10 protein-coding genes and 1 pseudogene are annotated in these 14,707 nt (G+C 45.7%); 8 read left to right on the forward strand and 3 right to left on the reverse strand.

Features of this window, described 5'->3' with window-relative positions; all coding sequences use genetic code 11:
* Positions 1-33: 33 nt before the first annotated feature.
* Entirely contained in the window at positions 34-768 is a 735-nt protein-coding gene (locus tag L9Q40_RS21570; RefSeq protein ID WP_498794590.1) for an L-ribulose-5-phosphate 4-epimerase, read from the reverse strand.
* Positions 761-2,464, reverse strand: a complete 1,704-nt coding sequence (locus L9Q40_RS21575) for a ribulokinase (RefSeq protein WP_498794591.1) — start codon at positions 2,462-2,464, stop codon at positions 761-763. The genes L9Q40_RS21570 and L9Q40_RS21575 overlap by 8 nt, the downstream gene beginning before the upstream one ends.
* Positions 2,465-2,845: 381 nt before the next feature.
* On the opposite strand from L9Q40_RS21575, the gene L9Q40_RS21580 reads away from it, so the two are divergent.
* From L9Q40_RS21580 to L9Q40_RS21615, 8 genes and pseudogenes are all read left to right on the forward strand, one after another.
* Positions 2,846-3,844, forward strand: a complete 999-nt coding sequence (locus L9Q40_RS21580; protein ID WP_081281040.1) for an arabinose ABC transporter substrate-binding protein — start codon at positions 2,846-2,848, stop codon at positions 3,842-3,844.
* 59 nt (positions 3,845-3,903) lie between these two features.
* Positions 3,904-5,421: an L-arabinose ABC transporter ATP-binding protein AraG gene (gene araG, locus L9Q40_RS21585; protein WP_498794593.1), complete on the forward strand. Its 1,518-nt coding sequence runs from the start codon at positions 3,904-3,906 to the stop codon at positions 5,419-5,421.
* A gap of 17 nt (positions 5,422-5,438) precedes the next feature.
* On the forward strand, positions 5,439-6,428 hold the full coding sequence (gene araH / locus L9Q40_RS21590) for an L-arabinose ABC transporter permease AraH (RefSeq protein WP_014235069.1): 990 nt from the start codon (positions 5,439-5,441) through the stop codon (positions 6,426-6,428).
* Positions 6,429-6,528: 100 nt separating this feature from the next.
* Complete coding sequence (locus L9Q40_RS21595; protein ID WP_498791700.1) at positions 6,529-7,038, forward strand: helix-turn-helix domain-containing protein; 510 nt, start codon at positions 6,529-6,531, stop codon at positions 7,036-7,038.
* Positions 7,035-7,877: pseudogene (locus tag L9Q40_RS21600) on the forward strand (IS3 family transposase); the annotation flags it as partial. The gene L9Q40_RS21595 and the pseudogene L9Q40_RS21600, both read left to right, overlap by 4 nt.
* 735 nt (positions 7,878-8,612) lie before the next feature.
* Complete coding sequence (locus tag L9Q40_RS21605) at positions 8,613-9,587, forward strand: porin (protein ID WP_498794594.1); 975 nt, start codon at positions 8,613-8,615, stop codon at positions 9,585-9,587.
* A gap of 198 nt (positions 9,588-9,785) precedes the next feature.
* The gene (locus L9Q40_RS21610; protein WP_498794595.1) at positions 9,786-11,927 is read left to right on the forward strand and encodes a TonB-dependent receptor family protein; all 2,142 of its coding nucleotides are present in this window, start codon (positions 9,786-9,788) and stop codon (positions 11,925-11,927) included.
* An 86-nt stretch (positions 11,928-12,013) separates the two neighbouring features.
* A complete protein-coding gene (locus L9Q40_RS21615) occupies positions 12,014-12,937 on the forward strand; it encodes a Fe(3+) dicitrate ABC transporter substrate-binding protein (protein ID WP_498794596.1) in 924 nt (307 codons plus the stop codon).
* A 95-nt stretch (positions 12,938-13,032) separates the two neighbouring features.
* Here L9Q40_RS21615 and ptsG read toward each other — a convergent pair whose 3' ends face one another.
* A complete protein-coding gene (gene ptsG / locus L9Q40_RS21620; RefSeq protein ID WP_498794597.1) occupies positions 13,033-14,475 on the reverse strand; it encodes a glucose-specific PTS transporter subunit IIBC in 1,443 nt (480 codons plus the stop codon).
* Between the last annotated feature and the right edge of the window lie 232 nt (positions 14,476-14,707).

Consider the following 14,707-nt stretch of genomic DNA (forward strand, 5'->3'; position numbering starts at 1 on the left):
TCGCCTCGCTACTTGCCAGGCGACAATTGTTGATTATTTTTGACCGTAGTACGCGTCTTTACCGTGCTTGCGTAAGTAGTGCTTATCCAGCAAGGTCTGTGGAATCGGTAACGTGCTCGGGTTGATAGAGAGTGTGCGGAACGCCATTTTTGCCACTTCTTCCACCACCACGGCGTTATGTACGGCGTTATGTGGGTCGGTTCCCCAGGTAAATGGCGCGTGCTCGCGAACCAAAATTCCGGGAATCGCCATTGGATCAGTTGCGCCAATCGTTTCAACGATGACTTTGCCGGTATTCAGCTCGTAGTCGCTTTCAATCTCTTGTTGAGTCAAAGCGCGGGCACAAGGAATATGACCGTAGAAGTAGTCCGCGTGCGTGGTGCCGAATGCGGGAATCGCTGAGCCCGCTTGCGCCCATGACGTCGCATAAGACGAGTGGGTATGCACGATGCCGCCGATTGACGGGAACTGGCGGTATAGCTCTAGATGCGTCGCGGTATCAGAAGAAGGTTTAAGATTGCCTTCAATGATTTCGCCTTGCAGATCCACAACCACCATATTTTCCGCACTGAGTTCGCTGTATTCGACGCCACTTGGCTTAATCACCACTAAACCGGATTCGCGATCGATGCCTGACACATTGCCCCAGGTGAAGGTCACGAGGTTATGACGCTGAAGATCCATGTTCGCCTGCCACACCTGATGGCGAAGTGTTTTCATGCGTTCAGCGAATGAGTCGACGTCATTCCATGTTGTTTGTTCAGACATCTTCACGCTCCTGAGATTGATGGAACTCTGCCATTTGTTCCATGTGTTGACCAAGTTGACGATACGTCGCGTAGCGCTCTGATCGCAAAGCTTGCACTTGGGGGTTTGGTGAGTATGTTTGACGAACAGGGCTTGCCATTACGTCTTGTGCTGCTTTGGTGCCTGGGTAAACGCCAGCCGCGACTGCCGCAAATATCGCTGCCCCTAAAGCACAGCATTGATCCGACTCAACCACGATGATTTCTCGACCAATCACATCCGCACACATCTGCATCACGAACGGGGATTTCTGCGCAATACCACCGATGGCAATCACGCGTTCAACCTTGACGTCTTGCTCGATAAAGCAATCCACAATCGCTTTGGCACCGTGAGCCGTTGACTCAACCAGTGCAGAGAATATGGCTGGTGAAGCACTGCCAAGGTTCAAATCACTGATAGCACCTTTTAATCGTTGGTTGGCGTATGGTGTGCGTCGGCCATTGAGCCAGTCCATCGCGACAGGTGTGTATTTGTCGATACCCTGCTGCTCAGCGGCTTGCGAAAGCATTGGCAATAAGTCAGACGCAATTTCGTCAGCGGTCTTTGCAAAGTCTGGATTGCGCTCAGCGTAAGCTTGCAATGGCCACATCAGAACGTTCTTAAACCAAGCGTACATATCACCAAATGCAGATTGTCCTGCTTCTAGCGCCAGTAGCTCTGGCATCGCACTGCCTTCAACCTGGCCACAAATGCCGTGAATGGTGCGATCGCCAACCTGATCGGCTTCAACCATCAAGATGTCACACGTAGAGGTACCAATCACTTTAACCAAGTCATTGGCACCGGCACCGGCACCCACCGCGCCCATGTGACAGTCAAACTCGCCAATTGCAATCGCAATGCCTTCTGGCAAGCCCAGTTTTTCTGCCCATGCTTTTGACAAGTAACCAGCGGCTTGGTCCGAAGTGAATACTTCTGTGAACATACGATCGCGTATGCCATCCAGTGTTGGAGAAATCGCGCTCAAAAACGCTTGGTCAGGCAGGCCACCCCAGCTGTCGTGCCACATGGCTTTGTGTCCGGCAGCACAAATACCGCGACGCAGTTTTTGTGGATGCTGAGCGTCGGCGAGAATCGCTGGAATCCAGTCACAAAGTTCTACCCAGCTGTACGCGCTTTTAGCGACTTGTTCGTCTTGTTCGCTGACCCAAGCGGCTTTAGCCCAGAACCATTCCGACGAATAAATACCACCGATGTAACGGGTGTAATCGGTGAAATCACCTGAGTGGGCAAGCTCGTTAATCAGATCCGCCTTAGTTACCGACGTGTGATCTTTCCAAAGGACAAACATCGCATTTGGGTTGTTTTCGAACTCCGGTAGCAATGCCAGGATGTTTCCGTTTTCATCAATTGGGGCTGGTGTTGAGCCTGTGGTATCGACACCGATACCAACGATGGAAGAGGCCAGTTCAGGCGAAACCGTGGTCAGTACTTCTTGGATCGCACTGGTCATTGCATCCAGATAGTCTTGAGGGTGATGTCTGAATTGAGATTGAGCAGGCTGACAATATAGCCCTTTCATCCATCGCGGGTAATAGACGACAGACGAAGATACTTCACTGCCTGTTTGTGCATTTACGATAAGGGCACGTACGGAGTCTGAACCGAAGTCCAAACCAATGACATGCTGTTGTTGTGTGTTTAATGTGTCCATGACTGCTCCAGCTTTTGGTCAGCAAACTAAATCTACTTGTTGTTATAGCTAGAGGAGGGACGTTATCCCATAAAGAGGTCTGCTAACTTTATGGACAAAAACGTCATGGACGATTTTTTGTGTTCTTTTTAACACCTTCTTCTGTCAGGTAGGAATGGCAAGAAACCAGCGAATTCATCGTTTTCATTAGGCTGGTATTGGGTTGCTTACTGAGAATTTGGATCATTGGTCGCATAATTGAGATCTGTGTCATAGCCCCTTTGGCTAAATGAATGGACAAATTCGCTACATTTTTCCGCTGTGATTTTTGTCACTAACAAATGTCCCTAAATCCACAAATATGTATAGCGAACACTCACCTCTACCAGTGGATGGATAACAATGAAACTAAAAAAACTACTCACAATCGCTGCCCTATCTGGCGTAACTATGCTTAGTGCTTCGGCCAACGCATTTTTCGGTTCAAATGATGACACCCGACTAGGCTACCTAGTTAAGCAACCTGAAGAGCCTTGGTTCCAGACGGAATGGTCATTTGCTGAAAAAGCCGGTAAAGATTTAGGCTTTGAAGTAGTAAAAATGGCGGTGCCAGATGGCGAAAAAACCCTGAATGCTATCGACACACTAGCGGCGCAAGGCGCGAAAGGCTTCGTTATCTGTACTCCTGATCCTAAATTAGGTCCTGCAATCATGGCGAAAGCAAAAAGCTATGACCTAAAAGTGATTACGGTCGATGACCAGTTCCTAAATGCGAAAGGCGAACCAATGACAGACGTACCATTGGTTATGATGGCGGCTACTGCTATCGGTGAACGCCAGGGAACTGAACTGTACAAAGAAATGCAGAAGCGTAGCTGGGATGCTTCGACAACTGGCGTTATGGCAATCACTGCGGACGAACTTGATACGGCGCGTCGCCGCGTAGACGGTGCTATCTCGGCTCTGGAGCAATCTGGATTCCCAGCTGATCAAATTTACCGCGTACCAACCAAAACCAATGATATTCCAGGAGCACTGGACGCTGCGAACTCTCTACTAGTTCAATACCCAACAGTTAAGCAATGGCTAATTGTTGGTATGAACGACAACACAGTATTAGGCGGCGTACGTGCAACGGAAGGTCAGGGCTTTGGTTCAGACAACGTAATCGGCATTGGTATCAACGGTGTGGATGCGGTTAACGAGCTTGCGAAATCTCAACCAACCGGTTTCTACGGTTCACTACTACCTAGCCCGGACGTACACGGCTACAAGAGTATCGAGTCTCTATACAAGTGGGTAAAAGAAGACGTTCAACCAGAGAAATTTGTTGAAGTTACGGACGTTGTTCTTATCACTCGTGACAACTTCAAAGACGAACTGGCGAAAAAAGGGCTGTAAGCTCACTTTCGGTGGCGGCCAGCTTGGTCGTCACCAACTGATTTAACGGAGAGAATGTCATGGCGAAGTCCCCCTCTTACATAGAGTTTCGAAACATCTCGAAGCACTTCCCAGGTGTTAAGGCATTGAACAACGTGAGCTTCCGCGCCGATGCGGGCAGTGTTCATGCTTTGATGGGTGAAAATGGTGCTGGTAAATCAACGTTACTCAAAACCTTAAGTGGTTTTCATCAGCCTACGGAAGGTCACATCGCTATTGATGGTAAAGAAGTAGCGCTGAATTCAACCAATGATGCGCTTGAGCACGGTATTGCCATTATTTATCAAGAGCTCAACTTGGTCCCTGAGTTGACGGTTGCGGAAAATATTTATCTTGGTCAACTACCGACCAAGGGTGGCCGAGTGGATACAGAAACCCTCAACAAGAACGCACGAGTTCAGTTGGAGCGTTTAGGTGAAACATTCGACCCATCATGCCAGCTAAAAGAGTTGTCTATTGGCCAATGGCAGATGGTTGAAATCGCCAAAGCACTGAGCCGAAACGCACAAATTATCGCATTTGATGAGCCAACAAGTAGTTTGTCACAGCGCGAAATTCAAAACTTATTCAAGGTTATCCGAGAACTGCGTGATGCGGGCAAAATCATTATGTACGTATCGCACCGTATGGAAGAGATCTTCGACCTGTGTGATGCATTAACTATCTTCAAAGATGGTCAGCACGTGCAGTCATTTACTGACCTTTCTCAGCTGACTAACGATCGTCTAGTTGAACTGATGGTTGGCCGTGAAATTAGTGACATCTTCAACTACCGCCCGCGTGAACATGGTAAGAGTGGTTTACGTATTGAAAACTTCGAAGGCCCAGGGTTAACCGCACCGGTGTCACTGGATGTCAAACAAGGTGAAGTTCTTGGTTTGTTTGGATTGGTTGGCGCAGGTCGTACTGAGCTTACTCGCCTTATTTTCGGTGCAGACAAAAAGACAGGCGGCGATCTTTACTTACACGATGTCAAAATTGGCGTCAAAAACCCGCAAGATGCAATTCGTTACGGTATTACGCTTTGTTCGGAAGACCGCAAAGCAGACGGCATCGTTCCTATCATGTCGGTACAAGAGAACACCAACATCAGTGCTCGCCCTTGGCATTTAAAATTCAAGAGCTTGATTGATTTCGACTGGGAAAAGAAGAATGCCTCGAAGCAAAAAGAAGCGCTGAATGTCAAAGCTTCTTCTCTGGAGCAGCCAATTGGCAAGCTATCAGGCGGTAACCAGCAGAAAGTGATTCTTGGTCGTTGGTTGTCAACGGCAATGAGCGTCATCTTACTGGATGAACCTACTCGTGGTATCGATGTGGGCGCCAAATCTGAAATTTACGAACTCATTTTTAAGCTGGCAGAAAACGGAGTAACGGTACTCGTTGTTTCCAGCGATTTACCAGAAGTGTTGGGTATCTCTGACCGTGTACTTGTTATGAAAGACGGCGCGGTAACCGGTGAGCTACAACGCGACGAATTTAATGAACAAACCGCACTTCGTCTAGCCATGCTAGATAAAGAAGAGTCGGCAGCCGCTTAAAATTAAGGAATATCATTATGTCTACTTCTAACCCTACAAAAGCGATAGAGTCAGCTCCAAAAACTGGCAGCTTTAGCTTCGGTAAAATCTGGGATAAATTCGGAATGCTAATGGTGTTTGCAGGCCTGTTTATACTCTGCTGCCTTTTCGTTCCCTACTTTGCAACTTTCATCAACATGAAAGGCTTAGGCCTGGCAATCTCAATGAGTGGTATGGTGGCATGTGCCATGCTGTTCTGCCTTGCTTGTGGTGACCTTGACCTTTCTGTTGCTTCAGTAATCGCATGTTCAGGAGTTGTCACCGCTGTGGCTATCAACGCGACCAGCAGCGTCGTTCTGGGTGTGGGTGCTGGCCTGCTTTCTGGTGTGGCATTTGGTCTGTTAAACGGCTTTGTTATCGCCAAACTGCAAATCAACGCACTGATCACGACGCTCGCAACCATGCAGATCGCTCGTGGTCTAGGCTACATCATATCTGACGGTAAAGCGGTAGGTATCACAGAAGAGAGCTTCTTCGCGTTAGGTAACTCTTCTTTCATCGGTATTCCGACCCCAATTTGGCTAACACTGATTACATTCGCTGTCTTCACATTCTTACTGAACCGTACCGTTTATGGCCGTAATACACTGGCGATTGGTGGCAACGAAGAAGCTGCACGTCTGGCAGGTGTAAACGTGGTTAAGACCAAGATGATGATCTACACCATCTCTGGTTTCATGGCTGCACTAGCGGGTGTTATTCTGGCTGCACGTATGACTTCTGGTCAGCCAATGACTTCGGTTGGTTTTGAACTGGTGGTTATCTCTGCTTGTGTTCTGGGTGGTGTTTCGCTTAAAGGTGGTATCGGTAAAGTCTCTTACGTTATCGCTGGTGTACTTATTCTGGGTACTGTAGAAAACGCGATGAACCTACTGAACATGTCTCCGTTTTCTCAATACGTTGTTCGTGGTTTAATTCTACTAGCAGCGGTTATCTTTGACCGCTACAAACAGACAGCAAAAGCATAAATGAATTGCTGACCTAAGAACGCTACAAATCACTAGAAAGAGTCCCTTCAGTAATGAACTGACCCCCAATAGTTGGACACCAATTATTGGGGGTCTCTTTATGTCCAAATATAGCCGAGCATTTAAGTGTGCGGTCGCCAAACAATATTTACTGGGTGAGTGTTCATCTTACGAACTTTCTCAAACTTACTCCATTGCACCACGCATAATACGTTACTGGGGAAAAGTGTTTGAGATTCATGGTGCTGATTCATTTAAGCCTCATGATTTCGCTAAAAATGCTCAAACCAAGCTCCAAGCGTTAAAAAAAATGTGGACGAATGGCTGGTCTATCAACCACACTAGTGCGGTATTAAATTTCTCCTCCTCTGGAACACTCTCCGTTTGGCTTAAACAGTACAAACAATATGGCATTCAGGGGCTTGAACGTAGTAGAGGACGATCACCAATGAGTAAGCACCCTTTTATCCAGCAAAAAAGTGATGATGAAAAAACGCTGGAGGAGCTAAAAGAGGAGTTAGCCTACTTACGCGCCGAGAATGCCGTTCTAAAAAAGTTAGAAGAGCTGGAGCAGGAAAAGCCTCGCCGAACAAAGAAAAAGCGAACGTAGCTCTAGCTCTTAAAAGCTGTTATCCACTAAAACACCTTTTGCATGCCTTAAAGTTAGCGAGAAGTATTTTCTATTATCATGCGAAGCCAAATAACGACGCCGAACAGTATCAAGATGAAAAGAGTCTAATAGAGCAAATTTACCATGAGCATAAAGGCAGATATGGGTATCGTCGTATTCACTTAGAGCTACGAAGACAGGGCGTTATGCTTAACCACAAAACGGTTCAACGGCTCATGGGTCAACTAGGCTTGAAGTCTACCGTCAGACCCAAACGGTACCGCTCTTACAAAGGAGAAGTGGGAACTGTGGCCCCCAATGTTCTTGAACGAGACTTTAAAGCGACGAAGCCAGATGAGAAGTGGGTAACTGATGTCACTGAGTTTAAAGTTAAACAGCAGAAAGTCTATCTATCACCAATCGTTGATCTGTTCACACAGGAAGTTGTGGCTTATAAGGTCGCAAAAAATGGGCGTCTACCTCTGGTCACTGAAATGTTGACAGACGCGGTTGCGACTTTAGGCGAAGGCGCTAAGCCAATCGTTCATAGCGATCAAGGGTGGCAATATAGGCATAAGAAATATCAGAAAAAGCTATCTGAAAGTTGCTTAACACAGAGCATGTCGCGGAAAGGAAACTGTCTAGACAATGCAGTTGCGGAGAACTTCTTTGCCTTACTGAAAACAGAAATGTACCATAACCAGCACTTTGAAGATGCTGATGACCTGATCGCTCATATTGACGAATACATCGAGTATTACAATACCAAACGAATTAAAGTGAAATTAAAAGGCCTGACTCCGATAGAGTATCGAAATCAGGCCTTGCAAGCCGCTTAACAGAAATGTCCAACTTTATGGGGTCACTTCATAATGAGGGGACTTTTTATTTTGTCTATCTTAAAACCCTTTGATCTACTGAGTATTGCGGGTTGGTTGAATCTGCAAAGCTTACGAACTCATCATAACATCCCAACCCTCAGAAACCTGGAATACAGCACTTATACGCGCAAGCATTCGACCATCATGCTGGATTTGGCGCTCTAGTCTGCTGTTTAGCCTGCGTCTCATTCATGTGAAAAGCATAATCCTCAAAGGTGCGAAATCAATTATCTTCAATGTTCAGAGATATATTTATATATCCGATCCCGCTCTTAGCATTTTTAAAAGAATAATTAATATATCCAAAAATAGAATTGCGATTCATATCTAATTTTTATTTTTATAATTTCACAATTTTATCATTACAGTATTGTTTGATTTTAATACATATCTATATATCAAACCCTGTTACCTCCATTCTGACTGGTTTTATTTTTGATCTTAATCAATTAACTGCACTTAAACCATGAATTTAAGTGCATGAAACTGCATATCGTGACTTTGCAAATATAGGTTTAATTATGATCGCGATCTTGTTTATTAAAATTAAAATAATATTTCAATTTTAAATTAAATTTATTTCGATAATATTATCTCAGAAGCGCATTCAGCATAAGAATGTAATCTCTTAGCCTATAAATACTTTTAATACAATTAGTTGCGATGAAATTTATGCAACACATGGAGTACGATATGAACATCAAACCTTTAGCTATTGCAATTTCTGTTCTATTTACTGGCGCAGCAGCAGCTGGCGAAATTTACAAATCAGATGAAAATACAGTTGAAATGTCAGGTTGGGCAAAAGGTATCGCAATCTACGTTAATGCTGATGATAAAAAGAAAGAACCACACGTATTTACAGATGCACACCTAAAAGTTAAAGGTACGCATCAATTGAATGAAGATGCGAAACTCATTGGTTCTTTCGCAATTAATGCTGGCGACAGTGTGACAAAAGAAAACCGTAATGCAGAATTCGCTGATATTAAATTAGAATTTGACCACACTACTTACGGTAACTTCTCTTTCGGTGATACAGGTAACTCATTTGGTGTACTTGGAAAAGCGAAACAAGGTGAAGGTTCTAACCTATACCAAATCAATCAAGGTGGTGTAGACGGCCAAGGCATCCGTTACAAGAAAAAAGTTAACGACCTTGAGTTTTCAGCAAACTACGAAACTGATAGCGATTCAAATAACGACGCAAACTTTGCTACATCTCTAAACTACAAAGTAGACGATTTCTCTGCAGCGGTAGCTTACGGTTCTGACGGTGACAAAGCTAACTCTGTCGGTTTAGCAGGTGACGTAACACTGGGTGATTTCAAATTTGGCGCGGCATTCATTTCTTTCGAAAACGCAGCGAGCTTGAAAGCTAGCGACAGTGTAGAACTTAAGCTTGAATCTCCAAACGACGGTGAAACTTACTCTGTAGCAGCAGCGTACACATTTGACTGTTTCAAAGTTTACGGTTCACTTCAATACGCAGACGGTGACCTACAAGGTACGGCTGTAGAAGCGCAAACTGCATACCTAGGTCTTGGCTACGATGTAACAGATTCATTCAAAACAGACTTTGTCGTTCAAACTGGTTCTGTAGAAAAGCAAGGCGAAGAGAAGAAAGACGGTTACGGCCTTAAGTTTGTAGCGAAATACTCGTTCTAATTTCCAGTTCTATTAATAATCCACTGCTTTACCTTACTTAAAGCCACCCGCATTCCGGTTTGAATGCGGGTTTTTTGTTTTTGAAGAGAGGATGTTGCGTTAGTTTTTTGTTGTTGTCTGTGTTTTTAAGGTAAATAAAAAATGTTTTCTAAGTTAATGTTGAAAACATAATTAATATTTGTTCTCATTCGTATTTGTATGTCATATATAATGAAACGGAATGAACGAATGAACAAAATGTTGACCATGCATCCTTTGGCTATTGCGATAGTGTCCTCGCTAGCTTCAACAACGATGGTATCTCAGGCAAGTGCTTCACCTTCTGAAGTCAATACGACAGCAATGGAAACCGTTGTCGTTACGGGTAGCGTGATAGGTAATTCTGAAATTGAAGACGTTAAAGAGTATCCAGGCGCACGAACCATCATCACCAGTGATCAAATCAAAAAAACGGTGGCAAGCTCGATTGATGGCGCGCTGCAAAGTGTTCCTGGTATTAAAGTTCAGGATGAGACCGGAACGGGAGTCCTACCCAACATTTCAGTGCGTGGTTTAAATGCGAGTCGCAGTGGTCATGCTCAAATGCTCATGGATGGTGTTCCCCTAACTCTCGCACCATATGGCCATACTGGTCAGTCTATTTTCCCAGCGACGTTGTCCATGATTGAACGAATTGACATTGTTCGCGGCGGAGCGGCGGTTCAGTACGGACCAAACAACGTAGGTGGCGTGATCAACTTAGTCACCAAACCGATTCCCCACACTTGGCAGACGGAGATCAGCAATCGTCTGACAGTATTTGAAGGCGGAGATACACCGCTTAACGATTTCTACCTGAGAACTGGGGGTTGGTTAAGTGATACTTTCGCTTTGCAATTGGAAGGTAACTTTTTAAAAGGTGAGAGCTTCCGTGAACATTCAGATACGGATGTGAAAAATTTCCAAGCCAAAGTTCAGTGGTTACTTAGTGATACGCAAGAGCTTCAGGCATTTATTCAACGTTATGAAGCAGACACTCAAATGCCGGGTGCACTTTCTCCTGAAGATTATCAGCAAGACCGTGAGCAGTCGAAACGCCAATACGATGAGTATCAGGGTGAATCGACGCGTTGGAGCGTAAAATACATTCACGATTTAGCCTTTGCAGACAGTGCTGAACTTGAGTTACTCACCTTTGGTCATCAATCTGAGCGTTTTTTCCAGTGGGGCTTTAATAGTGCTGGTGGGCACTGGGCTGATCCCGCTTTGCCGTCCACTGATATTCGTACCTCACCTCGCGAATTTACTGTGTATGGTATCGAGCCGAAATTAGCAATGTATTTTGGTGAAGGTCAGTCCGTTACTCAAAACTGGATTATTGGTGCTCGTTACGTAAACGAAGATATCGATTACAAACTTACGCAAACGCCTATCTCTGGAGGTACCACCAATGTACCGCGTGACTGGCACTTAGATACCGATGCGTTTGCGGGTTACATCAGCAATGAAATTGGTCTATTCAACGATACACTCAAAATCACGCCTGGATTGCGTTTTGAATCGGTTGATATGAGCTTTGACGATCTTGGAAAAGAACAAAGCGCAGATAATAAAGTGACGGAGTGGTTGCCCGGTTTGACGCTGGCTTATAGTCTCAATGAACAGTGGGTCACGTACGCAAATGCGCAAAAATCTCTGCGTGCACCTCAGATAGCTTACATTCGAGGCTTGGGTGAAGAGGGCAGTGAGTTGGCGTGGAACTACGAAGTGGGCGCGCGTTTTACTCAGAACGAGACAAGTTTCAACGCGGCGATTTACCGCGTTGATTTCGAGGATCAACTGCAATGGCAGAGTGCGACGCAAACTTTTGACAACATTGGTAAAACACTGCATCAGGGTATTGAACTGTCAGCTCGATATGTTCCCGAGTCATTACCGTTACTCAGCCTGGGGGCAAGCTACAACTATTTAGATGCCACACTCGAAGAAGACGGTGACAACAAAGGCAATCAGCTACCGTTCTCTTCCAAGCACCAACTTGGCTGGGATGCGACTTATGTCTTCTCTGGCGTAGATACCACGTTATCTGGCTTCTATTTCAGCGAGGCGTACACCGATAACGCCAACACTAGCTCTGAAGATAGTACGGGAGCGACTGGTAAAGTACCGTCTTATATGGTCTGGAACTTTAACTTAGGTACGGACTTATACAAGGATGAAAAAGGTAAGCTGCGCATGAATGTCTCCGTGAACAATCTGTTTGATGAAGATTATTACTTCCGCGGAATCGATACTAGCCCTGTTGGTCGCTACCCAGCGCCTGGACGCTCTTACACGCTTGATCTGAACTACCAGTTTTAGCGCCTTGAACTTGATTTACTGATCTAGAAAAAAGTCGTCAGCTTAAGTTGGCGACTTTGCCGATCATAGTATTGGAGAATATTGTTATGGAAAATAAAGCTCGATTGGCGACTGACCGTTTCTTGGTGTGTTCACTAATGTTGCTTATGCTTGTCATTGCTTCATCTTCAGCCATGGCTCAGATGCGCACCGTTCAAGATGAGCAGGGCACATTCGAGATAGAAACGATTCCAGAACGTGTCGTTGTTTTAGAGTTTTCTTTTGTGGATGCCTTAGCCGCAGTAGATGTGTCGCCAGTTGGTGTTGCCGATGATAAAGACCCAACACGCGTCATTGCCGCCGTTAGAGAGAAAGTTGAGCCTTGGCAGTCTGTTGGTGCTAGATCACAGCCTAGCCTAGAAGTGATCGCGCAACTCAAGCCGGATCTCATCATTGCTGACGCGGAACGTCATCGTACTATCTATGAGGATTTGCAGCGAATAGCGCCAACATTGTTGCTAAAAAGTCGTGGTGAGACGTACCAAGAGAATCTGGAGTCTGCATTAAAAATTGGTGTCGCGATTGGAAAGCAAGATCAAATGATGCAGCGAGTCGAGCAGCATCATCAATCGATGGCGCAGTTTAAACAGCACTTTGCTACTCAAGAGACCATACAGTTTGGCGTCGTTTCCGACAAAGGTATGTGGCTGCATAGTCCGGTTTCTTACGCTGGAGGGGTTTTGTATTCTCTGGGGCTAAACAGTCCTCTTGCTGATAACACTCAAACGGCATATTTGCCGACAAGTTTTGAGTTTCTTCTCAAAACTAACCCAGATTGGTTACTGATTGGGCTGTATTCCACCCCCAATGTTGTCGATGAATGGCGCAAAAATCCATTGTTCAAATTGCTGACTTCAGTCAAAAAGCAACAAGTTATCGAGGTTTCACCACAATTGTGGTCACTTAACCGCGGAATGCTGGCGGCTGAAGAGATCGCCCATAATCTTAAAGCGCTTTTGGAACGCTCTTAATTCGTCACAGGTCAAAAACCTGCGATAAAGGAAAAACGAAAAAGCCAACCTCACAGGGAGGTTGGCAAATCTTACCCGGATGGGGGAAGGTAAGATCAGGAGGTCGCAAGTACGCTGTGCACTTCTGACTTAATTGAGTCAGACTGCGTACCAAAAATCGCTTGTAAGCTATCGCCAATCACCAGTACATCTCTTGCTCCCAACGCCTTCAGTTTCGCAACGTCAACATTGGCAATGTCTTTAACCGAGACACGCAGACGAGTAATACAGGCATCGACTGACTTAATGTTGGCTTTTCCGCCCAGTGCAGCAACCACATCAACAGCGATTTCATCAGGTTGTCCGGCAATTTTCACTTCTGCAATATCGGTTTCGCGGCCCGGCGTTTTTAGATCCAACTTCACAATCAGGAAGCGGAACAAACCGTAGTAAAGCGTCGCCCAAATTGGACCGATGATGATGAACATCCACGCGTTGCTCGACATCGGGTAGTAAAGGAAAAACTGAATTGCGCCGTGAGCAAAGTCGGTACTGTGTTTGATTTCCAAAAATGCGGTGATCGCAAACGCAATACCGGTAAGGAAAACGTGAATCACGTACAACACTGGCGCGACGAAAAGGAAGGTAAATTCGATTGGCTCAGTAATACCAGTTAGCCAAGAGGTCAACGCCGCTGACATCATCAAACCACCAACAATTTTCTTACGCTCAGGCGTCGCACAGTGGTATATCGCCAGAGCTGCTGCTGGTAGCGCCCACATTGAGTACATAAAGCCGCCTGACAGATAACCTGCGGTTTTATCACCGGCGAAGAAGCGAGTTAGCTCACCAGTAAACTCTTTGCCCGTTTCAGGGTCGATATAGCTACCGACTTCGAAGAAGAATGGTGCATTCCAGATGTGGTGTAAACCCACTGGAAGGAGAGAACGCTCACCTGCACCGTACATAGCCCAAGCTAGTACTGGGTTTTGGTATGCTGCCCAATGAGAGAAGGCATCAAGAAGTTGTCCTACAGGTGGCCATGCGAACGCGAGGATAGCACCAACTACGATTGCGGAAAGGCCAGTGACGATAGGCACAAATCGTTTACCTGCAAAGAAACCCAAGTATTCCGGCAGCTTTATATTGTAGAAGCGGTTATACATGATCGCGGCCACTGCACCAATGAAAATGCCGCCAAATACACCAGTTTGCAGTGTCTCGACACCCATAATGGTGGCGTCAGTTTCCAGACCACGAAGCCCAATGACGATACCTAACGAAGCATTCATTATGATAAGCCCGACTAAGCCCGCTAGTGCGGCTGCGCCGTCATTGCCTTTAGAGAGGCCGAGTGCAACACCGACGGCAAACATCAGCTGCATGTTGCCAAATACCCCGTCACCAGCCGCGAGCATTACTTTGTTTACCGCGTCTGGGATAAAGGCAAAACCTGCATTACCAATACCCAGCATTAAGCCCGCGACGGGTAACACAGCCACAGGCAGCATCAAAGACCGCCCTATTTTTTGTAGTTGTCCAAATATAGTTGCAAACATGGTTTCCTCCTGACGAAAGTCAGTGTTATAGAGACCTGATTCCTTCAGGTCATGTTGTTTCACGTAAGGTCAGGATGATCATAGCGAGTAAGGCGGCGCCCAAGGTTACAAAAGGCAATCAGTTTGTAAGTGGCAGCTTACAAATCTCTGATACCAATAAGTAAAATTGCAATCGGCTCGATTGTGCATAAGTGATTAAGAATGCATCATATTGACCAGCGCTAATCACAGG

This window comes from Allocatenococcus thiocycli, assembly GCF_921292965.1.
Classification (GTDB): Bacteria; Pseudomonadota; Gammaproteobacteria; order Enterobacterales; family Vibrionaceae; genus Vibrio; species Vibrio natriegens.